We start from the raw sequence: 25,161 nt of genomic DNA on the forward strand, positions 1-25,161 counted from the left end.
CCGTGATCACCTCCACCGCCTTTGCCGGAAAGCGTTATGCGATCCTCGGGCTCGCGCGCTCCGGCGCTGCGGCGGCTGAGGCCTTGCTCGCCAGCGGCGCGCGGCTGACCGTGTGGGACCGGCAGGATGTCGCCCGCGAGCCGTTCGAAGGTCGCTGCGATATCGCTGATCCGCTGGCGATCGACTTGACCGGCTTTGACGGGTTGATCGTTTCTCCCGGCGTGCCGCTCAACACCCATCCGATCCGGCCGCACGCGGAACAGTTCGGAGTGCCGATCATCGGCGATATCGAGCTGTTCGCGCTCGCCCGGCCAGAACTTTTGCCGCACAAGGTGGTGGGCATCACCGGCACCAACGGCAAATCCACCAGCGTCGCTCTGGTCCACCACATCCTGCAGATGTCGGGCCTGCCCAGCGTGCTTGGCGGAAACATCGGCGAAGCGATCATGGCGCAAGCCCCGCTTGCCCCGAACGATCAGGGCGAGGGAGTCTATGTGCTCGAATTGTCGAGCTACCAGATCGATCTGACGAACAGCCTCGATTGCGATGTCGCAGCATTGACCAATATCACGCCCGATCATCTTGACCGCTACGATGGCTTTGCCGCCTACGCTGCGTCCAAGGCGCGGCTGTTCGAAATACAGTCCGCTGCCAATCTGGCTGTGTTCGGATCACTCGCGGAGCCTGTCGGCGCGATCTTCGAGACAGAGCGGGCGCGCCGTCCTGCGGGACGTGCGGTGGCTGCCGATCTGGATGCCCTGCGCGAGCTTCAGCCGCAATGGCCGAGCCTGCAAGGCCCGCACAATCTCGAAAATGTCGCAGTTGCAATCGCCATTGTCGAAGAACTGGGCGTGAAGCCGGCACAATGGCAACACGCGCTTCCGCGCTTTCGCAGCCTGCCGCACCGGATGGAGCGGGTGTGCGAGGAACACGGCGTCCTCTTCATCAACGACAGCAAGGCAACCAACACCGCCTCTGCCGCCCCGGCACTGGCCGCGTTCCCGCCAATCGAGGGCAGGCCGCGCGTGCATTGGATCGTCGGCGGTCTGGCCAAGGAAGACGGGCTGGGCGATTGCGGCGAGCACCTTGGCAATGTCGCTGCCGTCTATACCGTCGGCGAAGCCGGGCCGCGCTTTGCCGAATTGCTCGAAGGCGCAGTGCCGACGGTGGAGCGGTGCGAGCTGGTAAGCGAAGCGGTGCGCCGGGCGCGCGACGCGGCGCAAGCTGGCGATGTCGTGCTTTTTTCGCCTGCCTGCGCAAGCTTTGACCAGTTCCGCGACTATGAAAAGCGCGGCGAACACTTCCGCCAACTGGTGGGTGTCATTGCCGAAAGCGGGGTTGATTGTTCGGCTGATCCTTCGATCGGGAGCGACCGGGTATGAGCGGCATCTACACTCCATCGCGCGCCGATCCGAAATTCCATGCGCCTGTGCCTGCCCGGCGTGGCCTTGGCGAAAGCCTGCGGGTCTGGTGGCGCGAAATCGACAAGTGGCTGCTTGGCCTTGTCCTGCTTCTGATGGCGCTCGGTACGATGGCCGTTGCTGCGGCATCTCCGGCTGCGGCAAGCCAGTATGGCGTTTCCGATTTCGCCTTCTTCCAGCGGCATATCGTGTTTCAGTTTCTGGGCGTGGGCCTGATGCTGGCAGTATCCTTTGTCAGCCGCGAGGACGCGCGCCGCATCGGAATCCTGCTGGCTGTCGGGATGCTGGGACTGTTGTTCCTGGTTCCGATCATCGGGGTGGAAAAGAATGGCGCGAAACGCTGGATCGAAGTGGGCATGTCGCTCCAGCCGAGCGAATTCCTGAAGCCCGGCTTCGCAATCCTGCTGGCATGGATGCTGTCATGGCGGCTGCGCGATCCCGGACTGCCGGTGCTGGGATATGCCACGCTGACGATGGCGCTGGTGGCAGCGTTGCTGATGCTTCAGCCCAACCTTGGCGACACGATCCTGTTCGGCGGCGTATGGTTTGTGCTGGTGGTTTTGTCGGGCGTTTCCTTTGCCCGGATCGGCGGCTTGATCGCGGCTGGCCTTGCGGCGCTCACCGCTGCCTATTTCCTGTATGACAATGCACGCTATCGCATCGACAGTTTCTTTGGCGGCGGGACTGCCTTCGATCAGGTGGACCTCGCCCAGCGCACTCTGCTCAACGGAGGCTGGACCGGGGCAGGCCTGTGGCTGGGCACCCGCAAGCTGAGCCTGCCCGAAGCGCACACCGATTACATCTTCTCTGTCATCGGGGAAGAATTCGGCCTGCTCGCCTGCGCGGTCATTCTTCTTGTCTATGTCGCGCTGGTCGCGCGGGCGCTGTTGCGGCTGGTTGACGAGGACAATCTGTTTGCCCTGCTTGCAGGGGCAGGGCTGGCTACCCAGATCGGTGGGCAGGCGTTCATCAACATGCTGGTAAACCTCCAGCTGTTCCCGTCAAAGGGGATGACGCTGCCGCTGGTAAGCTATGGCGGATCGTCGACACTGGCGGTGTGTCTGACCTTCGGGCTATTGCTGGCGATCACCCGGCGCAATCCTTTCCTTGAACGGGAAAAGCCGGGGTTGAAGGATCTGTTTGAGCGCCCCGGTCACGGGCATAGGGAGGACCGCGCATGACCAGCGAGACAAGGAAAGGCGCCAGCCGCCATTTCGTCCTTGCCGCAGGAGGAACCGGGGGGCACCTGATCCCCGCTTTTGCCCTTGCGGCAGAGCTTGACGCGCGCAGCCATCACGTGGCGCTGATCACCGACGAACGCGGTGCGAATATTCCGGGCAAGCCCGATTTCCTGACCGCGCATGTCCTGCCCGCGGGGCGTTTCGGTAAAAACCCGCTGCGCTGGATCGGCGGCCTTCGCGCGGTGCTGGAAGGGCGCGACATGGCGCTGCGCCTGTTCGAAAGTTTCGAGCCTGCCGCCGTGATCGGCTTTGGCGGATACCCTGCATTGCCTGCTCTGCTCGCCGCGAGCGGATCGGGCGTTCCGAGCGTCGTGCACGAACAGAACGCGGTGCTGGGCCGGGTCAATCGGCTGCTGGCCGGCCGGGTCGATGCGATTGCGACCTCCTATCCCCAGGTCCAGCGGCTGAAGCCCAAGTTCAAGGACAAGGTCCATCTCGTCGGCAATCCGGTGCGCGAGGAAGTGCTGGCACTGCGCGATCAGGATTTCCCGCCCTTTACCGAAGAGGGGCTGCTGCGCGTTCTGGTCACCGGCGGCAGTCAGGGGGCGAGCGTGCTTTCCGATGTCGTGCCTGATGGCCTCGCGATGCTGCCACCGGCGCTGCGCAACCGGCTGCAGGTGACCCAGCAATGCCGCCCCGAAGACCTTGAGCGGGTGCGTGAACGCTATGCCAATCACGATATCCCTGCTGAACTGGGCACCTATTTCGAGGATATGCACGAACGGCTGGCCGACGCGCATCTGTTCATCGGGCGTGCCGGGGCTTCTACCATTGCCGAGCTGACGGCGGTTGGCCGCCCGGCGATCCTCGTCCCGCTGCCTATCGCCACCGACGATCATCAGGCCGCGAACACCGGCGAGATCGTCAAGGCGGGCGGGGCACGGATGATCCGGCAGGACAAGTTCACGCCCAAGGAACTGGCGAAGCAGATACAGGCGCTCGCCAAAAACCCATCAAGCCTCGGCAACGCCGCGCATGGAGCGTGGAATTGCGGGCGACCCAAGGCGGCGAAAGACCTCGCCGACCTGATTGAAAGCATGGGCGGGATCGATTTGATGGACGTGATCAAGGTCGGCGAAACCGCCCCGCGTGCCGCCGCAACCGCAACCAAGCCGCAGACCGCCACGCGCGAAAGCGGAGAGGATGTCGCGGCATGAAGGGCGTTGCGACAGACATCGGTACGATCCACTTCGTCGGCATTGGCGGCATCGGCATGTCGGGCATCGCCGAAGTGATGCACAACCTCGGCTATACGGTGCAAGGCAGCGACATTTCCGAAAGCGCGAGTGTCGGACGGCTGCGCGCACGCGGCATCACGGTGAAGATCGGGCATGAGCGCGAGAATGTCGAAGGCGTCGCCGTCGTCGTCACCTCCACCGCGGTAAAGCGGACCAATCCCGAAGTCGCCGCCGCATTGGAAGCGCGCATTCCCGTTGTGCGCCGTGCCGAAATGCTGGCCGAACTGATGCGCCTGAAATCGACCATCGCGGTCGCCGGGACGCACGGCAAGACCACCACGACCAGCATGATCGCCAGCCTGTTGGACAAGGGCGATGTCGATCCCACCGTCATCAATGGCGGGATCATCGAACAATATGGTTCCAACGCGCGGCTGGGCGATTCCGACTGGATGGTGGTTGAGGCCGACGAAAGCGACGGCAGCTTCCTGCGGCTCGACGGGACGATCGCGGTAGTCACTAATATCGATCCAGAACACCTCGATCACTACGGCGATTTCGACGGGGTGAAGCGCGCCTTTGTCGAGTTCATCCACAATGTTCCGTTCTATGGCGCGGCAGTCTTGTGTGTCGATCATCCCGAAGTTCAGGCGGTGATCGGCGAAGTGCGCGATCGCAAGGTCGTGACTTACGGCTTCTCGCTTCAGGCGGATATCTGCGGCGTGAACATCCGCCCGCACGAAGGCGGCAACACCTTTGACGTGATCGTGCGCCAGCGCGGCGAGGAAGATCGCCGGATCGAAGGCGTGCACCTTCCCATGCCAGGTCGGCACAATGTCCAGAACGCCCTCGCCGCGATTGCCGTGGCGATCGAAATGGGATGCAGCGACGATGTTATTCGCGAAGGCTTCGGCAGCTTTGGCGGAGTGCGGCGCCGCTTTACCAAGGTCGGCACGGTCGAACTGGGTGGCGGCAGCGTCAATGTGATCGACGATTATGCCCACCACCCGGTCGAAATCCGCGCCGTGCTTGCCGCCGCGCGCGAAGCGGTGCCGGAAGGCCGCGTAATCGCGGTGGCGCAGCCGCATCGTTACACCCGCCTCAACGATCTGATGGATGATTTCCAGAGCTGCTTCAACGATGCGGACATGGTGTTCGTGACCCCGGTCTATGCCGCGGGCGAAGACCCGATCGAGGGCGTCGATTCCGAAGCGCTGGTCGCCGGAATCAAGTCGCGCGGCCACCGTTCTGCCCGCACCACCGCCAGTCATTCCGATCTGGCGGCCACGCTCGCGCAGGAGCTTGTGCCAGGCGATATCGTGGTCTGCCTCGGAGCGGGGGATATCACCAAGTGGGCGGCTACCCTCGCGCCCGCGATTGAATCACAAGGGGGCGCATGACAGGCATGACGCAACCAGACGACTGGAACGATCTCGACGACGGTTCCGCCCCCACCAGCACGGTCGAAGGGGCGGCGACTTCGCCTGTCCCGGTCGAAGGCGTGCGCGGACGGCTGACGCGTGAGGCTCCGCTGGCAAAGCACGTGTGGTTCAAGGCGGGCGGCAAGGCCGACTGGCTGTTCGAACCCGCCGATGTCGAAGACCTGAAAAGCTTTCTCGAACGGCTCGACGGCCAGATGCCGGTGATGGCGCTGGGTGTGGGATCGAACATGATCATCCGCGATGGCGGCGTGCCGGGAGTGGTGATCAAGCTGGGTCAGGCGTTTGCCAATATCGAAATCACCGGAGAGACCACCCTGAAAGCGGGCGCGGCGGCCCCTGTCAGTATGGTGGCGCGGCGGGCGGCGAAGGCCGGGATCGACGGGCTTTCCTTCTTCATCGGCATCCCCGGATCGGTCGGCGGAGTGACCAAGATGAACGGCGGGTGCTACGGGCGCGAAACCTGCAATGTCCTGACCGATTGCGACGTTGTTCTGCCGGATGGCGAATTCGTCACCCTGTCGAACGCCGATTTGCAATATTCCTATCGCCATTCGGCGCTGCCCGAAGGTTCGACAGTGGTCGAAGCCCGGTTTGAAGGCTTCCCCGGCGATCCCGAAGTCATCAAGGCGGAGATGGATCGCATCTCCACCCAGCGCAAGGAATCGCAGCCGATCGGCAGCATGACGGGCGGATCGACCTTCAAGAACCCGCCGGGCCATTCGAGTTGGAAACTGATCGACGAAGCGGGCCTTCGCGGTTTCAGGCATGGCGGCGCACAGGTGAGCGAGAAGCACGCCAATTTCCTGATCAACACCGGCACGGCCACCGGCTCCGATATCGAGGAACTGGGCGAAATCGTGCGTGAGAAGGTCTATGCCAATTCGGGCGTTCAGCTTGAATGGGAAATCAAGCGGGTGGGGCGGCCATGATGATGGCGGAAAAGCCCCCCTTGCATGTCGCCGTGCTGATGGGCGGCTGGGCCAATGAACGCGAAGTCTCGCTGATGAGTGGAGCGGGCGTTGCCGATGCGCTTGAGATGAATGGCCACCGCGTAACCCGCATCGACATGGGCCGCGATGTCGCGCTGCGGCTGGCCGAGGCCAAGCCTGATGTGGTGTTCAATGCGCTTCACGGCGTACCGGGAGAGGACGGCAGCGTCCAAGGTATGCTCGATCTGATGGGCATTCCCTACACCCATTCGGGGCTGGCGACTTCGGTGATCGCGATCGACAAACAGCTGACCAAGCAGGCGCTTGTTCCGCATGGTATCCCTATGCCCGGCGGGCGGATCGTCGATGTCGAGGAACTGCATGAGCGCGATCCGCTGCCGCGTCCCTATGTCTTGAAGCCTGTCAACGAGGGATCATCGGTTGGGGTCGCCATCGTCACTGCGGATTCGAACGTGGGCAATCCCATTTCCCGCGAAGCCAAGGGGCCGTGGCAGGAGTTTGACCGCTTGCTGGCCGAACCTTTCATCAAGGGTCGCGAACTGACCACCGCCGTGATTGACAGCGCATCCGGCCCGCGTGCCCTGGGTGTGACCGAACTCGTGATCGACAACGGTTTCTATGATTACGAGCACAAGTATACCGAAGGGCGCACGCAGCACGTTTGCCCTGCCAAGATCCCGCCCGAAATCGCCGCGCTGTGCGAGCAATACGCGCTCAAGGCACACGAAGTGCTCGGCTGCCACGGCACCAGCCGCACCGATTTCCGCTGGGATGACGAACAGGGCGAGGACGGTCTTTTCGTCCTCGAAACCAACACGCAGCCGGGCATGACCCCGCTCAGCCTTGTGCCTGAACAGGCGCGGGCGGTGGGCATCGGCTATGCCGAACTGGTCGAACTGATCGTGATGGAGGCGATCCGGGTGCATGATATTGCGGGAGGCGCTGATGGCGAAGATCACGCGTAGCTCCGGCAAGGGCGTCCGCCGTGCGGCAAAATCCCAGAGCCGTGCAGCCGGCGCGCGCCGGGCCAAGGCACAGACCACCAGCATGCTGGACCGGGCGATGGGCCTGCTGCCCTTTTCGGACGAGCAGTGGAGCACGATCTGGATGACGGTGATCATTGGCGCGGGCGTCGGCCTTGCGTTCGTGATCGCCAACCTTGCAGGCGTTCCGGCGCTTGCGCAGGCTCAGGTCGCGGCAATGGCATCGGATGTCGGCTTCGAGGTCAAGCATGTGCGCGTCACCGGCACCAGCCGGATGGACGAACGCCAGGTTTACGCCCGTGCGCTCGCGCAGCGCGACCGTCCCATGCCGATGGTCGAACTCGAAGCCTTGCGCAGCGATCTCAAGCAACTGCCTTGGGTAATGGATGCGCGGGTTTCGCGGCAACTGCCTTCGACGCTGGCGATCGACATTGTCGAGCGTGAACCTCACGCGGTGCTGCAAAAGCCCGATCGGCTGATGCTGATCGACGCGCAAGGGGTGGAGCTGGAACCTATTGCGGCTGACGCGGCCGAGGGGATGCTGCTGATATCCGGCCCGGGATCGGCCAAACAGGTCGCAGAGCTTGAACGGTTGCTTGCATCCGCTCCGGCGCTGCAACCGCAGGTGGTGGCCGCCGAATGGGTCGGCAATCGCCGCTGGAACCTCACGTTCAAGAGCGATCAGGTGCTTGCCCTGCCAGAGGGCGCGACCGAGGCCGCGACCGCCCTTGTCAAGTTTGCGCGGCTCGACGGTCAAAACCGATTGCTGGGCGGAGAGGTGGCCAGTTTCGACATGCGTTCACCTCCGCGCATCTACATGCGGGTCCCCGGTCGCGGCGATGCGGTTGAGCTGGCGGCAAAGGATACCCCCTGATGGCGAGCAAGGCATCTTCGCGGCAGAACGCGCGGCTTGCCCGGATTTTCGGCGCGGTCAACGTCGGCTCGTTCCGCATTTCCGCGATGATCATGGGCGAAACCGAGACCGGTGATCTGGTCGTTCTGGGGTCGGGTCATCGTGCCAGCCAGGGCATCAAGCGCGGCTATGTCACCGACATGAAGGCGGCGACCTATGCGATCCGCGATGCTGTTGAGCGGGCGGAAAAGAACGCCGGCACGAGCATCCAGAGCGTCTGGATCGCCTGCGCCGGGGCAGGGCTGCAAAGCCGTGTTTCCAAGGTGGAGATCGAAATCGGCGGTCGCCGGATCGAGGATGAGGATGTCGAGCACCTGCTGATCGAGGCGCGCGACATGATCCAACCCGACGGCCGCACGGTGCTGCACGCGCAACCGGCGCATTACACGCTCGATGGCGCGCATGGCGTTGCCAATCCGCGCGGTCTGCATGCCGAGCGTCTGGGCGTCGATGTGCATGTGATGCTGGCCGATGGCGCTCCGGTTCGCAATCTGATGGAAGCGGTGCAGAACGCTCATCTCGAAGTCGAAGCTGTGGTCGCCGCGCCGCTGGCTTCGGGATATGCCTGCCTGTCGCCGGAGGAACGCGATCTGGGCGTTGCGCTGGTCGAAATCGGTTCGGATGTCACCAATGTTTCGGTCTTTGCTGCCGGGATGCTGCTGGGCCTGAGGGCGATCCCGATGGGTTCAGGCGATATCACCGATGCCGTGGCCAGCGCATTCGGTATCCGCCGGTTCCAGGCGGAGCGGCTCAAATGCGTGTCCGGTTCGGCCATCGCCTCGCCAAGCGATCACCGCGAGATGATCCCCGTCCATGGCCCCAACGAAGGCCCCGGCGAAAACAGTGGCCCGCAGGCGCGCGGTGCGGATGACAAGAACCGCATCGCCCGTGCCGAGCTGATATCGGTGATCACGCAAAGCCAGTCGCAATTGACCACGGAGATCGGCAAGGCTCTGAAGGAAATGGGTTTCTCCGGCACACGCGCGGGTCAGGTCGTGTTGACCGGGGGCGGGGCGGAGCTGGCCGGACTGGCCGAATTCACGCAGAGCGCGCTGGCTATGCCGGTGAGGCTGGGGCGCCCGCCAAGCCTGACGGGTCTGCCCGAAGCGCATGCAACGCCCGGATTTGCGGGGCTCGCAGGGCTCTGCCTGTATGCGGCAGAAGATCCTGTCGACATTCGTTCATTCGGTTCGCGGTACACTCGCCATGCGGATTTTGGCGGTTCAATCGCTTCGACTTTCGCCTTGGGACGGTTGTTCCGGGCGCTGAAGGAATATTTCTAGGGCGGGGAAACGGCAGTCTCGCGGGATTCTCACCGCCGCCCGCATGGTGTATCAGGGTTAATGCCCGCCTGTGGATAAGGAATTTGGCGGGATAACAGGCGCATCTTGAATGTGTCACAGAAGCAATGGCGTGGGGCAAGAGGGCAGCCAAGACCGGACCCCGCGTCTGGAGGACTTAAAGCGATGAGCATCAATATCGGACCGGCAGAGACAGACGATCTGCGCCCCCGCATCACCGTCATCGGAATTGGTGGCGCTGGCGGCAACGCTATTGCCAACATGATCGCATCGGAGATCGAGGGAGTCGATTTCATCGTCGCCAACACCGACGCGCAGGCGCTCAGCACCAGCCCGGCGGAAACCCGCATTCAGCTTGGCCCGGATATCACCGGAGGCCTTGGTGCAGGTGCGCGGCCCGAAGTCGGCAAGGCTGCCGCCGAGGAAACCGTCGCCGAGATCGAAGAAGCGCTCGATGGCGTCAACATGGTGTTCATCGCGGCTGGTATGGGCGGGGGCACCGGAACGGGTGCTGCGCCGGTGATCGCCGAAGCTGCCCGCCGCAAGGGCGTGCTGACCGTGGGCGTGGTGACCAAGCCGTTCCTGTTCGAAGGCACCCGCCGGATGCGCGCCGCCGAAGCGGGCATCGCCGAATTGCAGGATCATGTCGACACGCTGATCGTAATCCCGAACCAGAACCTGTTCCTTGTCGCCAAGCCGGAAACCACCTTCAAGGAAGCGTTCCAGCTGGCTGACGAAGTGCTGCAACAGGGTGTGCGTTCGATCACCGACCTGATGGTGATGCCGGGCCTGATCAACCTCGACTTTGCCGATGTCCGCTCGGTGATGAGCGAGATGGGCAAGGCCATGATGGGCACGGGTGAGGGCGAAGGCGAAAACCGCGCGCTCGACGCTGCCGAACAGGCGATTGCCAACCCGCTGCTCGACGGTGTTTCGATGCAAGGCGCCAAGGGCGTGATCATCTCGATCATCGGCGGCGAAGACATGAAGCTGATGGAAGTCGATGAAGCCGCGAACCACATTCGCGATCTGGTCGACGAAGATGCCAACATCATCTGGGGTAGTGCATTCAACCCTGATCTCTCGGGCAAGATCCGCGTTTCCGTGGTTGCGACCGGCATCGAGGCTGGCGCTGCGAGCGATGCTCCTCGCACCGCCGCTGCGGCCTTTGGCGGCTCGCGTGCGCCCAAGCGCCCCGTGCTGGAACTGGGCGGTGAGGATGAGAGCCCGGCAGAAGAGCCGGCTGTGACGGAGACGCCCGAGGAGTCCTTCGCTCCGCGCATTCCTGCGATCCCCGATCCGGTGTCGGAGGCAATGGAAGCCGATGACGAGGAAGACGGATTTGAAGGCGGCGGTTTTGGCGGTGCCGGCGGCAATGAAGAGGCATCGGACGACGCTGAACCGTTCGACCTGACCGGTATGCAAGCCGGGGACGAAATGGGTGAAGAGGAAGACGATGTCGACGGCATCATCGATCCTCTTGCCGGATTGCGCGGCGCCGACGATCAAGACGGTTATTCGGGCTTTGGTGGCGGAAGCTATTCCGACAGCGACGATGACGCGGGTGAGGAACTGGCCAGCTCTGTCTATGGCGAGGACACCAGTGAAGACGCCGGGGAAGACACGCTGGACCTCGGTGGCGAATATGCCGAATATGACGAATCGAATGGTGCGCAGCCGGCAGAAACTGACAGCAGCGACGATCTGCTGGAAAATGCCGATCGCCTTGCCGAAGAGGACAAGCCCGTCACTCCTTCCGCCCGGCGTGCGGCCATCCTCGGCCCTGGTGGTGGCCCTTCGGCCGGCAGCACGCTGTTCGAGCGCATGGCCAATCTGTCCCGTTCCTCGGGCTCGGATGACGAAGATGACGATGATGGCGACGGCGACGATACGCCCGCGCTCAGCATCCCGCGCTTCCTCGGTCGCCAGAACAACCAGTAGTTCCTGCCGAACCAAACCCTGCCCGCGCGGCTGATCGAAACCGTGGAGCGGTTCGTCCCGCGTTGCGGATTTGAGGGCTGGATTGCCGGGGTTTGTGCGCTAGCGGGGGCGATGTGACAATGTATCGACGTTTTCTCCCCCTTCGCACCGCCATCTCAGCGGCTCTTTGTTGCGGCGTCTTCGCGCCAGTTGCGGCGCAGGATTCGACTTCGCGCGAAGTCGTCCAGCCGCTGCCATCGCCCGAAGTCCAGCGGCTCAACCGCGCCTTGCTCGAACTGGCACGCCAGCCACGCCGCGTAAGCGCCCTGCTGGAGGCTGCTGATGCGTCTCTGGCGGTTGACGATCTGGACGCGGCGGCCGGATTTTATGGCCAGGCTGCCGACATCGAGCCAGACGATCCGAGGGTCAAGCTGGGCCTCGCGAAGGTCTACCTGCGCAGCGGCATGCCATTGGAAGCAATGCCGATGCTCAACGCGGCCCTGACGGCCGGGGCCAGTCCGCGCGACGTTTTGAGCGATCAGGCGCTCGCTTTTGATCTGATCGGGGATCAGGCATCGGCGCAGGCAGCATATCGGCGTGCGATCGAACTGAACCCGCAAGATGACGAGGCACGCCGCAGGCTTGCCCTGAGCCATGCGATTTCGGGCAACGAGGCTGCGTTTCAGGAAACGCTCGCCCCCTTGCTTGAGGCGCGGGACATAGCCGCCTTTCGCGCGCGGGCTTTCGGGCTCGCGATCATGGGGCAGCAGGAGCGTGCCGAAGGAATCGTCAATCAGGTCATGCCGCGCGATCTCGCCCTGCGGATCAATCCCTTTCTCGCCTATATGCCGCGCCTGACGGCAACGCAGCAGGCGGCGGCGGCCAATCTCGGAATTTTTCCGCGCGTGGCGGATATCGGACGGGAAGACCCGCGCATTGCCCGTTTTGCCCGCGAAGGGGCGGCCGGATCACGGTTGGAGCCGTCGGGTGAGCCATTCGGGACAGCGCCCGCACCCGCCACAACTGTCGCAGCGGCCCCGCTACCCACACCGGCAGCAACGCCAGCGCCCGCGCGCACGCAGCCACCCCCTGCTCCGACCTCCGCGCAAGCCGCTGCTCCGGCCCCCTCACAAGCAGCGTCGAGGCCACAGGTCGAGCGCGCCCCACCTGCCGAGGCCACTCCTTCTGCAACCCTGCCTGCAATCGCGGTGCGGGAAGCGGAGGCTCCACCCGCCCGTTCGGAGCCTGCGAGTGTAGCTGACGCCTTTGCCGATCTAGGAAATGGCGAATTGCCCGTGGCAGCGGGGACGAGCGGTGCGGTGAACATCGCCGCCATCGATATCCCGCGTGAAGTCGCGCCGGAGCCAGAGCCTGCACCACCGGCGCATCCCCGCCGGATCTGGGTGCAACTGGCCACCGGGCGCGACACCGACGCGCTGCGCTTCGACTGGCGAAGGATTCAGCGCAGCGCGCCCGATCTTCTGGGCAGGTTCAAGCCCCACGTTACTCCGTGGGGGCAGGCCAATCGCCTGCTTGCAGGCCCGATCGCCAGTCGCGAGGCAGCTCGCGAGCTGATCAATGCACTGGCGGAAAAGGGGGTTGAGACTTTTTCCTATACCAGCCCGGAAGGTACGGAAATTGAGGAACTTAAGTAGTGTCTTGCGATCATCCACGGGTTTCTTTGCACAAGCTTTGAACAAGCCAGAACACTTCTCCCCAGCGCGAAAACGGGGACGGATTGCCAAGCGGCAGGGTTAACGGGCATTCCGCATCCTGATGCAAGACACCTCTCCCCCTATGTCCGCCCTGGACCTGAAAGCGTCAGCATGATGCCGCGCGAAACCGAATATGCCGCCGAAGAGGACGCAGCTCCTGTCGAGATGCTGGCCGCGTTGTTCGAAGCGCGTGGCTGGGAGTGCGAGATCGTCTCCGACGAGGAAATGGTGGGCGAGGTGCAGGGCAGCTGGGCCAAATACCAGCTGCGGGCGATCTGGCGCAGCGAAGACAATGTCCTGCAATTTCTCTGCCTGCCCGACATCCGCGTGACGCAGGAAAAGAAGCACCGGGCATTCGAGCTGCTGAGCCTCGTCAATGAACAGATGTGGCTGGGCCATTTCGACATCTGGTCGAACGGCGATGTGCTGCTGTATCGCCACGGCGTGCTGCTGGGCGATGAGGGCATGCTTTCGATCCAGCAGGCTCAGGCTCTGGTGGAGACCGCGATCGACGAATGCGACCGGTTCTATCCGGCGTTCCAGTTCGTGCTGTGGGGCGACAAGACCCCGCGCGCCGCGTTGGAGGCGGCGATGGTGGATGCATTGGGCGAAGCCTGATCGGTCTGGCGGGAGGATGCCATGCACAGACAGCTTCTGATTATCGGATGCGGAAACATGGGCGGCGCGATGCTGGCCGGATGGCTTGCCGCCGGCATGGACCCTGCCCGTTTTGCGGTGCTCGATCCGGCGCTTGAGACAGCGCCCGAAGGCGTTGCGCTTTATCGCTCGGTCGCCGAGGCCGAAGCGGCCGGTGAGCATGATGCGGTGATGCTTGGGTTCAAGCCGCAGCAACTCGGACAACTCGCCCCCGGAATACAGTCGGTTTGCGGCGATGGCATTGCGGTTACTTCCTTGCTCGCCGGGATCACTCTGGCGCAATTGCGGGCTTCCTTTCCGAACGCCTCGGCCCACGTCCGCGTGATGCCGAACCTTGCCGCACGCATAAACAAATCGCCGGTGATCCTGATGGAAGCCGGCATTGATGATGCTCGGCGGAGCGCCGCGTTCGCCCTGTTCGATGCGCTCGGCACGGCGGTATGGCTCGAAGATGAAAGCCGGTTCGATCTGGTTACTGCCCTCGCTGGGTCAGGGCCGGGATTCGTCTATCGCTTCATCGATGCGCTCGCGCGTGCCGGGGCCGATCTGGGGCTGGACCGGGACCAAGCCGATGCGCTGGCGCTGGCCATGGTCGAAGGGGCAGCATCGCTGGCGGCGGCATCCAATTTTTCGCCCGGCGAGCTGGCGGATCGGGTGGCAAGTCCGGGCGGAATGACCCGCGAAGGGTTGAATGTGCTGGATGAGGGCGGAGCGCTGGTGGAACTTCTCACACGCACGCTTGCGGCGACAAGGGATCGCGGCGCGGAATTGTCCAAGGGCGATAGTTGAACGGCTTGTTAAGCATGGGGCGTGAAAAAATGAACGACATTCGTCGATCCTCGCCCGGTTTCGCTTGAAAATGAGACGCAATGCCCCGATATTGCGCAGCATAAGACGCGTATGGTCGCGTCATTATTGGAGACTCCATTAGTGGAGAAAGGGATCCAGAATGTCTGATTGGAATGACACTCAGCGTAGCGGACAGGCTTTCGGCTCCGTACCCCGGGCCGGCGGTGATGTTGCAGGGCGCGCCACCTATGACGAGGGCCTGCGTTCGTACATGCTCTCGATCTACAATTACATGGCATCGGGCGTACTGCTGACCGGCATCGTGGCGCTTTCCGCCGCAATGACAGGCATCGCCTATGCGCTGGCCAGCGGCCCGCTGATGTGGATCGTCGCGCTCGCACCGCTGGGCTTCATCCTCGCGATGAATTTCGGCCTGCACAAAATGAGCCAAGGCACGCTTCAGGTGCTGTTCTGGTCGTTCGCGGTCGTCATGGGCCTCTCGCTCTCGACGATTTTCCTCGTGTTCACCGGTGAATCGATCGCGGTGACGTTCTTTGCGACGGCGGGTGCTTTCGCCGGACTCTCGCTCTACGGTTACACCACCATGAAGGATCTGTCGGGCTTCGGCACGTTCCTGATCATGGGTGTGATCGGCCTGCTTATCGCCAGCGTGGTCAACATCTTCCTGCAGTCGGAAGCCATGGCCTTCGTGATCAGCGCGATCGGCGTGCTCGTTTTCGCAGGCCTCACCGCCTACGATACGCAGCGCCTGAAGAACGATTACCAGTATCTGCGCGGGACCGAATTCATGGGCAAGGCCGTGATCATGGGCGCTACCAGCCTGTATCTCGACTTCGTCAACATGTTCATGTTCCTGCTGAACTTCCTGGGTAGCCGCGAATAATCGGCGCTGACGCCTCGCCACGGGGCGTCAAACCAGACTGTTGAAATCGCAATGCCCGGAACCTTCTTCGAGGTTTCGGGCATTTGCTTTGTCATCTGCCGCGCCTAACAAGGCTTTTGACAAGTGTCCGAAATGTTCTTCAGTGAAGAGCAAGGCTGGAACGCGCATGGGTGCATTTGCCGCGTATGCGGGTCCGGGGGGACACAAGGATGAGAGACAGCTTGCCAATGAGCACACAGCCAAAGTCCGTAGGCTTCACAGCGCCGATCAGGATCACCACCATCGCCGTTACCGTCGCATTGCTGGGCGCCTGTGCGACTCCCGCGCCGCCTCCGCCACCGCCCCCTCCGCCGCCGCCGCCACCCCCAGCAGTTGAGACTACGCCGTATCGCCCGCTTCCTCCTGGCGGTGCCGCTTACGTCATGGAAATCCCGCGCCGCAATGCGATGGGGCAGCGCCAGACAATCAATCTCGGCATCACCGACGATGAGCGCGTCTGGCATTTCCGCTCCGCCTGGAACGTCGCCGCGCTGAACTGCACTGCGGCGCAGTACGATCCGATCCTGACTGCATACAGCGACTACATCAGCAAGCATCAGCGCACTCTGGGTCAGGTGAACGAGCGCATCGACCGTGCCTATCGCCAGCAGTTGGGCGCGCGGCGTGCAGGTATGCTTGCGCGCGAAGAGCGCATGACTGCGGTCTACAACTTCTTCGCCCTGCCGCCGGCCCGCGCGCGCTTCTGCCGCGCCGCGCTCGACATTTCGAACCGCTACCTGCTCGCGCCGGTCGATCCTGTCGGTTTCGCGAACGAGAATTTCGCGCTGGTCGAAGAGCCGTTCGAGCTGTTCTTCCAGGAATATGAGCAATACCAGCGCGACTCCGCCGCCTGGGACGCGAAGTGGGGGGCGATGTTCGGCCAGTCGCAACCGGGCTGGGTCGCGGTGCAGGAAGCGCGGGCAAAGGGCATACCCGTACCCACCGCAGGCACAAGCGACCCTTCGGCGACGCTGGCCAATCCGGCTGCTACCGCCGGCATGGTAACCGATCCCGAAACAGGGGTGGCCGTGCCGGTCGTGCCGGTTCAGGAGAATTTCGTGTCGCAGCCGGTGGTGGAACCGGTTGCCAGCGGGCAGGACGGCTCCACTCCAAGGTAGCGGCACCCGATTGCCAGCCGCATCGGCGCACGCTATTTGCGCCGAACCATGATTTGTGGGGCCGTAGCTCAGTTGGGAGAGCGCGTCGTTCGCAATGACGAGGTCAGGGGTTCGATTCCCCTCGGCTCCACCATTCTTATTTCTGCCATCCCGTCGGGGTCAGCTTCTTCGTTGCGCGACCGGTTTCTCTCTTTACATCGCTTGCCGTCAGCTTGGCTGGACGCTATCTCCCTCACCACACTTCGGTAACGGGAATGCGGTTCAAATCCGCAGCTGTCCCTGCAACTGTAAGCGGTGAGTGTCGGGTTTGCGTGCCTTTTTGACGGGAGGGGCGCAGCCACTGGGGCCGAAAAGTCCTGGGAAGGTGAAAACCCGAATACGTCGATCCGCAAGCCAGGAGACCGACCGGAGCGTGTCGCTTGTTGCCTCGCTCAGGGATTGGTGCGGCGCGAAGTTCTTTCGTTTCGAGCGACGACTTGGAAATCGCCGTGGGGATGCCCCTCGCGGCGAATGTTGTTGCTCAATCGGAAGGGATGCCGATGAAGAATACCAGATGGCTGTGCGGGGTGGCTTTGGCTGCTCTGAGTTGCGCTGCGCCCGCATTGGGCCAAGAGAAGATCGGCGGCGTATGCTACATTGTGGACGACCCGGATACACCGGAACTTGACCTAATGTGCTATGAAGGCGAGGTCATTCTCGTCCCTGGCAGCCGCGCGCGCGACCTCCAGCTCGCCGACTACACTGGCTCTGCCACCATTGTTGCTCCCGAACAGATCGAACAGCGCCAGATACGCGACATCGCCGATGTGCTGCGCGATGTGCCGGGGGTGGCTGTCTCAAGCGTAGCCGGGCAGACGCAGCTGCGCCTGCGCGGGTCGGAGGCGAACCATGTCCTTGTGCTGGTCGACGGGATCGAAGTGTCCGATCCGTTTGCCGGCGAGTTTGATATTGGCGCGCTTCAGGCTGAAATCGGATCACGGGTCGAAGTGCTGCGCGGGCCGCAATCCGCGCTCTACGGCACGGATTCGATCGGCGGCGTCATCGCCTATGAAAGCGGCGCTTTCTCAGGCTTCGGCGGCAGGATCGAAGCGGGAACCAATGACACACTCAACGGCGCCATGCGCTGGGGCATGGACAAAGGAGGCGTACGCGCCTCGCTTTCGGGTACCATCGTCAGCACCGATGGCGAACCGAATGCACGGGGCGGCTCGCGGGACATCGGGCGCGACAGCTACACGCTTGCAGGCCAGCTGGCGGCGGATGTGACCGACACGCTCACCTTGCGCGCTATTGCCCGATACGTTCTCACCAAAGGGGAGTTCAACGATCAGGACTTCAACCCCGCCAGCCCGACATTCGGCTTCGTGATCGACAGCCCCGACACCATGTTCGAGAACGAGGCGATCTATGCCCTTGTGGGTGCGCGGCTGAAGACGCTGGACGGGCGCTGGACCCATGATCTGTCCGTCCAGATAGCAGACATCACTCGCGACACCTTCGGCCCTTTCGGCCCCAGCAATTCATCGGAGGGCGACAGGGTGAAAGCTTCCTATGTCAGCGCCTTCCGACTGGCTGACGAGCACACGCTGACATTTGCGGCCGATTGGGAGCGCGAGCGGTTCCGCAACACCACGCCGGGCGGCTTCGCCTTCAACGGGCGTCGCCAGATCGAGAACACCGGGCTGGTGGGCGAATACCGCTATGACGGGGAGCGTTTCGATTTTTCGGCGGCCTTGCGGCACGATTTCAACGATCGCTTCGCCGATGAAACCACGTTCCGCATCGGCGCGGGATACCGGGTGACGGATTCCACCCGTGTCCGCGCCAGCGCGGGGTCGGGGATCAAGAACCCCGGCTTCTTCGAGCTGTTCGGCTTCGTCGATGGGCGTTTTATCGGCAATGCCGATTTGCAGCCGGAAAAATCGACCAGCTGGGAAATCGGTCTGGACCAGGACCTTGGCGATGCGGCGCGGCTTTCGGTGACCTATTTCAACGCCGAGCTTGAGGATGAGATCTTCACCACCTTCCCACCTCCGACATTCAATGCCACCCCGGCCAATGCCGCGACGAAGAGCAAGCAGCAGGGCGTCGAATTGGCATTGTCGGCCAGTCTCAGCCCGCAATGGAGCGTAAATGCGGCCTACAGCTATGTCGATGCCGAGGAAAACGGCCTTGCCGAAGTGCGCCGCCCGGAAAGCATCGCGAGCGCCGCGCTGACTTGGACGCATCCGCAGGACAAGGCATCGGCAACCCTCGTGGTGCGTCACAATGGCGAAGCTGTCGATCTCGCCTTCACCGATCCCAGCTTCGTTCCGGTGCGGGCCGTGCTCGACGATTACACGCTGGTAAACCTCAATGCGCGGGTGACGCTGGCAGAGGGGATCAACGGTTTCGGCCGGATCGAAAACCTGCTGGATGAACGCTACGAGCAGGTCTTCAGCTTCGTATCGCCGGGTCGGACGGCGGTGATCGGGATCGAGGCGCGCTTTTGAGTTCCGCACCCCATCCGGGATGCGAAATCCTCGCTCACGCGACCTGAAGGTCGCATCGCTGCGGGCGGCCAGTCGGCCTTGCGGCCCTTCGGGCCGGGTCACTGCCGCCCAAAGCCCTCGCAATTGCGGCAGGAAAGGCTTATGCGGCGCCCATGCATTTCCTCGATCAGGCCAAAATCTATCTCAAATCTGGCGCGGGGGGACCGGGGGCGGTCTCTTTCCGGCGCGAGAAGTATGTCGAGTACGGCGGCCCTGACGGCGGCAACGGGGGCCGTGGCGGCGATATCGTGTTCGAAGCTGTGGCCGGCCTCAACACTCTCATCGACTTCCGCTACACCCAGCATTTCAAGGCCGCGCGCGGTGGCCATGGCATGGGCAAGGACCGCACCGGCGCCAGCGCCAAGCCGCTGGTGATCAAGGTGCCCGTCGGCACGCAAATCCTTTCCGACGACAAGGACGAAGTGCTCGCCGATTTCACCGAAGTCGGCCAGCGGATCACTTTCCTCGAAGGCGGTTTGGGCGGGCGCGGAAACGCATCCTACAAGACCGCGACCAATCGCGCGCCGCGTCAGCATCAGCCGGGCCTGCCGGGTGAGGAAATGTGGGTCTGGCTGCGCCTGAAGCTGCTTGCCGATGTCGGCCTTGTCGGCCTGCCCAATGCGGGCAAATCGACCTTCATCAACGCAGTATCCAATGCCCAGGCCAAGGTTGGCGATTATGCCTTCACAACGCTGATCCCCAAGCTGGGAGTGGTGCGCCACAAGGGCCGCGAATTCGTACTCGCCGACATTCCCGGCCTGATCGAAGGCGCAGCGGATGGTGCCGGGATCGGGGACCGGTTCCTTGGCCATATCGAACGCTGCCGGGTGCTGATCCACCTGATCGACATCGCCGGGGAAGACCCGGTGGAGGCGATGCAGATCGTGCAGGGCGAACTCGAAGCCTATGGCGCGGGGCTTGAGAACAAGCCGCAACTGGTCGCTCTGAACAAGCTCGATCTTGCCGACAGCGAACTGGGCGCAGCCTTTGCCGACGAATTGATCGCGGCGGGGGCCGAGCAGGTCTTTACCGTGTCGGGCGCAAGCGGCGCGGGGATCGAACCGCTGCTGGACGCTGTGCTGTCCTATCTGCCCGATCGCACCGCGACCGAGACCAAGGCCGTCGAGGTCGAAGACGAAAGCGATGACGACGGCGAATGGTCGCCGATATGATGCCATGGCGATCACTGCGATAAAGGATATCGCGCAGGCAAGGCGCGTGGTGGTGAAGATCGGCAGCGCGCTGCTGGTCGAAGCGGGGGAGCCCGCGGCGGCGCGCCTGAGCTCGCTTGCCGAGGAAATCCACGCCCTGCGCAGCGAAGGCGTGCAGGTGATCGTCGTTAGCTCGGGTGCTATTGCTCTGGGCGCAGCGCGGCTGAACTTGCCCAAGGGCGGGCGTGCGAGCCTTGCCGATGCGCAGGCGGCGGCTTCGGTGGGCCAGGTGGCGCTGGCGCAATTATGGGCCGGGGCGCTGGGCAGCCACGGGATCACGGCGGCGCAGATGCTGGTGACGCTCGGTGATCTCGAGGAGAGGCGGCGCTATCTCAATGCGGCGGCTACGCTTGAACGCCTGCTGGAGGCCGGCGCGGTGCCCGTGGTGAACGAGAACGACAGCGTCGCGACCGAGGAAATCCGGTTTGGCGACAACGACAGGCTGGCCGCGCGCGTTGCGCAGGCGGCGAATGCCGATGCCGTGCTGCTGCTGTCTGATGTCGACGGGCTGTATGATCGCCCACCCAGCCAGCCGGGTGCGCAACTGATCAATCGGGTCGAAGGGGTGACGCCGGAAGTCATCGCCATGGCCACCGGCGATTCCTCCTCGGGCATGGGATCGGGCGGGATGCTGTCGAAGCTGCAGGCTGCGCGCATTGCCGAGCGCGCCGGGATCATGCTGGCGATCATCAATGGCAAGCAGGAATCGCCGATCTCGAACGCGGTTGCCGCGGATCGCGGCACGGTGTTCCTGCCCGTTCGCAGCGACAGCGCGCGCAAGGCATGGCTGGGCGGGCGGCTTGCGCCCGAAGGTGTGCTGACAGTCGATGCCGGTTGCGTTGCCGCGCTGGCCGATGGGGCGAGCTTGCTTGCCGCCGGTCTGGTCGAAGTCGAAGGCAGTTTTCAGCGCGGCGCGCTGGTGAGCCTGCACGGGCCGAAGGGAGAGCGGCTGGGACAGGGGCTGGTCGAATATTCCTCAGATGAATGCCGCGCGATTGCCGGGCTGAAGCAGGCGGAGCAGGAAGCGCGGCTGGGATATGCCCCGCGTGCCGCCGTCGTCCATCGCGATCATATGGTGCAGGGGTAGGACGGTCATGGCCAAGCTGTTCACCTTCGCGATCACCGGGGCGACCGGCTTTGTCGGCTCGGCAGTGATCGATGCTTCCGGTGATTACGACGTGCGCGCGCTGACCCGGCGCGACCAGCAAGCGCGTGATGGCGTGACCTGGGTGCAGGGGACGCTCGACGACACGCAAGCACTCGCGTCCCTATGCGAGGGCGCGGACGCGGTGATCCACATCGCCGGGCTAACCAACACGCCCGACATTGCCGAATTCGAAGTGGCGAATGTGACGGGTACTGCCAATTTGATCGCCGCAGCCAAGGCAGCCAAGGTGAAACGGCTGGTCTTCGTCTCGTCGCTTTCGGCCCGCGAGCCGCAGCTTTCCGCTTATGGCGCGTCCAAGGCAAAGGCTGAGGAACTGGTGCAGGCGAGCCATCTCGACTGGACGATCGTTCGCCCCCCAGCGGTTTACGGCCCGCGCGATGTCGACATGTTCGAACTGTTTCGTTCGGCGAAGATGGGGATTGTCCCGCTCCCGCCGCGCGGCGCGACTTCGATCATCCATGTTGACGATCTCGCCGTGCTGCTGCTGGCCCTGGCCGAGCAGCGGGGCATGAACCGGATTTTCGAACCCGATGACGGGCGCGAGGGCGGATGGTCGCATCAGGAACTGGCGCAGGCAATCGGGCGAGCGGTGGGCAAGCGCAGTGTCTTCGCCCCGCACCTGCCCAAGGGTGTGTTGAGCCTCGCAGCAAGTGCCGACAGGCTGCTGCGCGGGGACAAGGCCAAGCTGACCGCTGACCGCGTGGGTTACATGTGCCACCCCAACTGGGTCGTGCGATCAGACCGCCGTCCGCAAGCAGGTTTCTGGCAACCGCAGATCAGCGGCGAAGACGGGCTGAAGGGGACGGCAGATTGGTATGCCCGCGAGGGCTGGCTTTAGCACCTAGAGGAACGGTTCCTCGCCCGGCTTGTGGATGCCGCATTCGGTCTTGTCCCAGCCTTTCCAGCGGCCTGAGCGCGGGTCTTCGCCCGGCGCGACCTTGTGGGTGCAAGGCTCGCAACCGATGGAGGGGAAACCGCGTGCCACCAACGGATGCCGGGGCAGGTCGTGCTCCTCGAAATAGGCGGCAATCTCTTCCGCGCTCCAATCGATCAGCGGATTGATCTTTAGCCGCCCTTGCGCATCCGACGTGTCCAGTTCGAACCGGGGCAGATTGGCGCGGGTTGAGGACTGGAAGCTCTTGCGACCAGTGAAGCTCGCGTCGAAATTCTCCAGCGCCCTTGCCAGCGGCTTGACCTTGCGGATTTCGCAGCAGCCATCGGGATCGTAGGACCACCTGAGGCCGGTTTCGTCCTGCCGTGCCAGATCGTCAGCGTTGGGGCTGAGGATTTGTAGATTGGTGAGGCCGATCCGCTCCACCAGCAGATCGCGATATTCCAGCGTCTCGGCAAAATGCTTGCCCGTGTCGAGGAACAGCACCGGGATGTTCGGGTCGACCTGCGCAACCAGATGCAGCAGCACCGCGCTTTCCGCGCCAAAGCTGGAAACGATGGCGATGGCGCCCGCCAGATTGTCCTTGATCACCGCTTCGAGCCATTCCTGCGTCGAGGAACCGCGAAACATCCGGTTGAGCCGCACGGCGTCATGCTCGGTAAAGCGGGGCGAGGGGTCGAGCCGGTCGATCTTGCGCACTTCGTTCATTCGCCTGCTCCATGGCGCAATTGCGCGATTGTCCGGCGGCCATCGGTGGTGCGCTGATAGACGTTTTCCCATGTGGCAAAGGCGCGGCGTGCGTCTTCGGGATCGAGCGGCTTGTCCGGCGCGAAGGCATCGAACCCGCAGCGGCGCATGTGCGAAAGCTGATCGATCAGAACATCGCCAACCGCGCGCAATTCGCCGGTGTAGCCCGCTTCGCGCAGGATGCGGGCAGCAGAATAGCCGCGCCCGTCGGCAAAGCTGGGGAAGTTGATTTCCACCAGCGCCAGCCGATCAAGATAGGGCAGCAGCGCGCGCGCATCGTCACCCGGCTCGATCCGGACGGCGGTGGCGTTGGTCTGATCGCAGCACGCATCGACGGTGACGGTGCCGTGATCCACCGGCTCGTCATCGCGGAAACGGAATTGCACTTCATCGGGGCTTTTGCCGAGGTCTTCAGCCATACAGCGCCTCCTTGAACGGCTCCATGCCGATGCGGCGATAGGTGTCGAGGAAACGCTCCCCATCCTGACGTTGCGCGAGATAGAGGTCGGTCACTTTCTCGACCGCTTCGATCACGCCGTCTTCGGTGAAGCCGGGGCCGGTGATCTTGGCGAGGCTGACGTCCTCGGCCTCCGATCCGCCGAGCGAAAGCTGGTAGTTTTCGACACCCTTCTTGTCGACGCCAAGGATGCCGATATGGCCCGCGTGATGGTGCCCGCAGGCGTTGATGCAGCCCGAAATCTTCACCTTCAGCTCACCCAGCTGCCCGGTCTTGCCGCTGGCATCGAACCGTTCGCTGATGCGCTGTGCCAGCGGGATCGAACGGGCATTTGCAAGGCTGCAATAATCAAGGCCGGGGCAGGCGATGATATCCTCCACCGTGTCCATATTGGGTGTGCCAAGGCCTGCCTCGTCCAGCGCGGTCCACAGCGCGTGAAGATCGGCAATGCGGACATGGGGCAGGACGATGTTCTGCGTGTGCATCACCCGCAATTCGTCAAAGCTGTATTGCTTGGCGAGGCTGGCGATGAGGCGCATCTGTTCGCCGGTCGCATCGCCGGGAATACCGCCAACCGGCTTCAGCGAAATCACCGCGCTGACATAGCTGTCGTGCTTGTGCCGATGGGTGTTGCGATCGACCCACAGGGCGAAATCCGGGTCGGAACGGTCCACCTGCTTTGGGCCTTCTTCGAACGGAGGATCGGCAAAGAACGGCTTGATCCGTTCCAGTTCCTCGCGCGGGGGCTCCACGCCTTGCAGGAGCATATGCGCGAATTCTTCCTCGACCTGGCGGGTGTATTCCTCCGCCCCCAGTTCGTGGACGAGGATCTTGATCCGCGCCTTGTACTTGTTGTCGCGGCGGCCATAGCGGTTGTAGACGCGAAGGCACGCCTCGGCATAGGTGATCAGCTGATCGAGCGGCACGAAATCGCGGATCATCGGCGCGATCATAGGGGTGCGGCCCATGCCGCCGCCGACAAAGAAGCGGGCACCGATCTCGCCCTGCTGTTCAACGATCTGGATACCGATGTCGTGCAGCCGCATGGCGGCACGGTCTTTCTCGCTCGCGATAACCGCGATCTTGAACTTGCGCGGCAGATAGGTGAATTCCGGGTGGAAGCTCGACCATTGCCGCAGCAATTCGGCATAGGGGCGCGGGTCTACCAGTTCGTCGTGCGCGGCGCCTGCGAAATGATCGGACGAGATGTTGCGGATGCAGTTCCCGCTGGTCTGGATCGCGTGCATTTCGACCTTGGCCAAATCGGCCAGGATGTCGGCGGCGTCTTCAAGCCTGATCCAGTTGTATTGCAGATTCTGGCGCGTGGTGAAGTGACCGTATCCGCGATCATACTTGTCCGCGATATCGCCCAGCGCCGTCATTTGCGCCGAATTCAGCGTGCCATAGGGGATTGCGACGCGCAGCATGTAGGCGTGGAGTTGCAGATAAAGCCCGTTCATCAGCCGCAAGGGCTTGAACTGGTCTTCGGTCAGCTTGCCTTCGAGCCGGCGACGTGCCTGATCGCGGAATTCCGCCACGCGGGCATCGACCATCGCCTGATCGTATTGGTCATAACGGTACATG

The 25,161-nt window shown here is 63.3% G+C and carries 21 protein-coding genes, 1 tRNA gene and 1 riboswitch; of the genes, 19 read left to right on the top strand and 3 right to left on the bottom strand.

All coding sequences use genetic code 11. The features are described from left to right. The first annotated feature begins 2 nt into the window (after nt 1–2). The 19 genes from murD to AABA34_RS06560 all read left to right on the top strand — a co-directional run bounded on the left by murD (nt 3) and on the right by AABA34_RS06560 (nt 22,319). Entirely contained in the window at nt 3–1,382 is a 1,380-nt protein-coding gene (gene murD / locus AABA34_RS06470) for a UDP-N-acetylmuramoyl-L-alanine--D-glutamate ligase (protein WP_338304404.1), read from the top strand. After that, entirely contained in the window at nt 1,379–2,602 is a 1,224-nt protein-coding gene (locus AABA34_RS06475; protein WP_338304405.1) for an FtsW/RodA/SpoVE family cell cycle protein, read from the top strand. The genes murD and AABA34_RS06475 overlap by 4 nt, the downstream gene beginning before the upstream one ends. Beyond that, on the top strand, nt 2,599–3,819 hold the full coding sequence (gene murG, locus AABA34_RS06480) for an undecaprenyldiphospho-muramoylpentapeptide beta-N-acetylglucosaminyltransferase (protein ID WP_338304406.1): 1,221 nt from the start codon (nt 2,599–2,601) through the stop codon (nt 3,817–3,819). The genes AABA34_RS06475 and murG overlap by 4 nt, the downstream gene beginning before the upstream one ends. After that, on the top strand, nt 3,816–5,240 hold the full coding sequence (gene murC / locus AABA34_RS06485) for a UDP-N-acetylmuramate--L-alanine ligase (protein ID WP_338304407.1): 1,425 nt from the start codon (nt 3,816–3,818) through the stop codon (nt 5,238–5,240). Before murG ends, murC begins: the two co-directional genes overlap by 4 nt. A gap of 5 nt (nt 5,241–5,245) precedes the next feature. Next, a complete protein-coding gene (murB, locus tag AABA34_RS06490) occupies nt 5,246–6,211 on the top strand; it encodes a UDP-N-acetylmuramate dehydrogenase (RefSeq protein WP_445083763.1) in 966 nt (321 codons plus the stop codon). Beyond that, complete coding sequence (locus tag AABA34_RS06495) at nt 6,208–7,197, top strand: D-alanine--D-alanine ligase (protein ID WP_034952491.1); 990 nt, start codon at nt 6,208–6,210, stop codon at nt 7,195–7,197. Before murB ends, AABA34_RS06495 begins: the two co-directional genes overlap by 4 nt. Then, nucleotides 7,178–8,089 carry a cell division protein FtsQ/DivIB gene (locus AABA34_RS06500; RefSeq protein ID WP_034952493.1) on the top strand — a complete coding sequence of 304 codons (912 nt, stop codon included), beginning with the start codon at nt 7,178–7,180 and terminating at the stop codon, nt 8,087–8,089. Before AABA34_RS06495 ends, AABA34_RS06500 begins: the two co-directional genes overlap by 20 nt. Beyond that, complete coding sequence (gene ftsA, locus AABA34_RS06505) at nt 8,089–9,411, top strand: cell division protein FtsA (RefSeq protein ID WP_034952496.1); 1,323 nt, start codon at nt 8,089–8,091, stop codon at nt 9,409–9,411. Before AABA34_RS06500 ends, ftsA begins: the two co-directional genes overlap by 1 nt. A 183-nt stretch (nt 9,412–9,594) precedes the next feature. After that, on the top strand, nt 9,595–11,370 hold the full coding sequence (gene ftsZ, locus AABA34_RS06510; RefSeq protein ID WP_034952499.1) for a cell division protein FtsZ: 1,776 nt from the start codon (nt 9,595–9,597) through the stop codon (nt 11,368–11,370). 119 nt (nt 11,371–11,489) lie between these two features. Then, nucleotides 11,490–13,004 carry an SPOR domain-containing protein gene (locus AABA34_RS06515; RefSeq protein ID WP_338304408.1) on the top strand — a complete coding sequence of 505 codons (1,515 nt, stop codon included), beginning with the start codon at nt 11,490–11,492 and terminating at the stop codon, nt 13,002–13,004. A gap of 171 nt (nt 13,005–13,175) precedes the next feature. Further along, nucleotides 13,176–13,682 (top strand): YbjN domain-containing protein, encoded by a 507-nt coding sequence (locus AABA34_RS06520; RefSeq protein ID WP_338304409.1) that lies wholly within the window; start codon nt 13,176–13,178, stop codon nt 13,680–13,682. A 21-nt stretch (nt 13,683–13,703) separates the two neighbouring features. Beyond that, complete coding sequence (gene proC, locus AABA34_RS06525) at nt 13,704–14,510, top strand: pyrroline-5-carboxylate reductase (protein WP_338304410.1); 807 nt, start codon at nt 13,704–13,706, stop codon at nt 14,508–14,510. A 160-nt stretch (nt 14,511–14,670) separates the two neighbouring features. Next, a complete protein-coding gene (locus AABA34_RS06530) occupies nt 14,671–15,414 on the top strand; it encodes a Bax inhibitor-1/YccA family protein (RefSeq protein WP_338304411.1) in 744 nt (247 codons plus the stop codon). A gap of 227 nt (nt 15,415–15,641) precedes the next feature. After that, a complete protein-coding gene (locus AABA34_RS06535; protein WP_338304412.1) occupies nt 15,642–16,571 on the top strand; it encodes a hypothetical protein in 930 nt (309 codons plus the stop codon). 57 nt (nt 16,572–16,628) lie between these two features. Then, a tRNA-Ala gene (locus AABA34_RS06540) sits at nt 16,629–16,704 on the top strand. Between the two features lie 93 nt (nt 16,705–16,797). After that, nucleotides 16,798–16,995: riboswitch (cobalamin riboswitch) on the top strand. 115 nt (nt 16,996–17,110) lie between these two features. After that, entirely contained in the window at nt 17,111–19,063 is a 1,953-nt protein-coding gene (locus AABA34_RS06545) for a TonB-dependent receptor plug domain-containing protein (protein WP_338304413.1), read from the top strand. A 152-nt stretch (nt 19,064–19,215) separates the two neighbouring features. Beyond that, nucleotides 19,216–20,274, top strand: coding sequence for a GTPase ObgE (gene obgE / locus AABA34_RS06550; RefSeq protein WP_338304414.1), 1,059 nt, complete (start codon nt 19,216–19,218; stop codon nt 20,272–20,274). Between the two features lie 4 nt (nt 20,275–20,278). Beyond that, on the top strand, nt 20,279–21,400 hold the full coding sequence (gene proB, locus AABA34_RS06555) for a glutamate 5-kinase (protein WP_034952510.1): 1,122 nt from the start codon (nt 20,279–20,281) through the stop codon (nt 21,398–21,400). 7 nt (nt 21,401–21,407) lie between these two features. Beyond that, nucleotides 21,408–22,319 carry an NAD-dependent epimerase/dehydratase family protein gene (locus AABA34_RS06560; RefSeq protein ID WP_338304415.1) on the top strand — a complete coding sequence of 304 codons (912 nt, stop codon included), beginning with the start codon at nt 21,408–21,410 and terminating at the stop codon, nt 22,317–22,319. A 3-nt stretch (nt 22,320–22,322) separates the two neighbouring features. Here AABA34_RS06560 and AABA34_RS06565 read toward each other — a convergent pair whose 3' ends face one another. From AABA34_RS06565 to AABA34_RS06575, 3 genes are read right to left on the bottom strand one after another with little or no spacing between them, the layout of a single operon-like run. Beyond that, nucleotides 22,323–23,081 (bottom strand): phosphoadenylyl-sulfate reductase, encoded by a 759-nt coding sequence (locus tag AABA34_RS06565; RefSeq protein ID WP_338304416.1) that lies wholly within the window; start codon nt 23,079–23,081, stop codon nt 22,323–22,325. Further along, on the bottom strand, nt 23,078–23,539 hold the full coding sequence (locus AABA34_RS06570) for a DUF934 domain-containing protein (RefSeq protein WP_338304417.1): 462 nt from the start codon (nt 23,537–23,539) through the stop codon (nt 23,078–23,080). Before AABA34_RS06570 ends, AABA34_RS06565 begins: the two co-directional genes overlap by 4 nt. Then, nucleotides 23,532–25,160: a nitrite/sulfite reductase gene (locus tag AABA34_RS06575; RefSeq protein ID WP_338304418.1), complete on the bottom strand. Its 1,629-nt coding sequence runs from the start codon at nt 25,158–25,160 to the stop codon at nt 23,532–23,534. The genes AABA34_RS06570 and AABA34_RS06575 overlap by 8 nt, the downstream gene beginning before the upstream one ends. Nucleotide 25,161 lies beyond the last annotated feature (1 nt).

The organism is Erythrobacter sp. Dej080120_24 (assembly GCF_036322605.1).
Taxonomy (GTDB): Bacteria; Pseudomonadota; Alphaproteobacteria; order Sphingomonadales; family Sphingomonadaceae; genus Erythrobacter; species Erythrobacter aurantius.

Excerpts from the sequence above, each read along its gene's own strand:
- AABA34_RS06475 (WP_338304405.1), top strand. The coding sequence starts at position 1,379 with ATGAGCGGCATCTACACTCCATCGCGCGCCGATCCGAAATTCCATGCG.
- murG (WP_338304406.1), top strand. The coding sequence starts at position 2,599 with ATGACCAGCGAGACAAGGAAAGGCGCCAGCCGCCATTTCGTCCTTGCC.
- murC (WP_338304407.1), top strand. The coding sequence starts at position 3,816 with ATGAAGGGCGTTGCGACAGACATCGGTACGATCCACTTCGTCGGCATT.
- murB (WP_445083763.1), top strand. The coding sequence starts at position 5,246 with ATGACGCAACCAGACGACTGGAACGATCTCGACGACGGTTCCGCCCCC.
- AABA34_RS06495 (WP_034952491.1), top strand. The coding sequence starts at position 6,208 with ATGATGATGGCGGAAAAGCCCCCCTTGCATGTCGCCGTGCTGATGGGC.
- AABA34_RS06500 (WP_034952493.1), top strand. The coding sequence starts at position 7,178 with ATGGCGAAGATCACGCGTAGCTCCGGCAAGGGCGTCCGCCGTGCGGCA.
- ftsA (WP_034952496.1), top strand. The coding sequence starts at position 8,089 with ATGGCGAGCAAGGCATCTTCGCGGCAGAACGCGCGGCTTGCCCGGATT.
- ftsZ (WP_034952499.1), top strand. The coding sequence starts at position 9,595 with ATGAGCATCAATATCGGACCGGCAGAGACAGACGATCTGCGCCCCCGC.
- AABA34_RS06515 (WP_338304408.1), top strand. The coding sequence starts at position 11,490 with ATGTATCGACGTTTTCTCCCCCTTCGCACCGCCATCTCAGCGGCTCTT.
- AABA34_RS06520 (WP_338304409.1), top strand. The coding sequence starts at position 13,176 with ATGATGCCGCGCGAAACCGAATATGCCGCCGAAGAGGACGCAGCTCCT.
- proC (WP_338304410.1), top strand. The coding sequence starts at position 13,704 with ATGCACAGACAGCTTCTGATTATCGGATGCGGAAACATGGGCGGCGCG.
- AABA34_RS06530 (WP_338304411.1), top strand. The coding sequence starts at position 14,671 with ATGTCTGATTGGAATGACACTCAGCGTAGCGGACAGGCTTTCGGCTCC.
- AABA34_RS06535 (WP_338304412.1), top strand. The coding sequence starts at position 15,642 with ATGAGCACACAGCCAAAGTCCGTAGGCTTCACAGCGCCGATCAGGATC.
- AABA34_RS06545 (WP_338304413.1), top strand. The coding sequence starts at position 17,111 with ATGAAGAATACCAGATGGCTGTGCGGGGTGGCTTTGGCTGCTCTGAGT.
- obgE (WP_338304414.1), top strand. The coding sequence starts at position 19,216 with ATGCATTTCCTCGATCAGGCCAAAATCTATCTCAAATCTGGCGCGGGG.
- proB (WP_034952510.1), top strand. The coding sequence starts at position 20,279 with ATGGCGATCACTGCGATAAAGGATATCGCGCAGGCAAGGCGCGTGGTG.
- AABA34_RS06560 (WP_338304415.1), top strand. The coding sequence starts at position 21,408 with ATGGCCAAGCTGTTCACCTTCGCGATCACCGGGGCGACCGGCTTTGTC.
- AABA34_RS06565 (WP_338304416.1), bottom strand. The coding sequence starts at position 23,081 with ATGAACGAAGTGCGCAAGATCGACCGGCTCGACCCCTCGCCCCGCTTT.
- AABA34_RS06570 (WP_338304417.1), bottom strand. The coding sequence starts at position 23,539 with ATGGCTGAAGACCTCGGCAAAAGCCCCGATGAAGTGCAATTCCGTTTC.
- AABA34_RS06575 (WP_338304418.1), bottom strand. The coding sequence starts at position 25,160 with ATGTACCGTTATGACCAATACGATCAGGCGATGGTCGATGCCCGCGTG.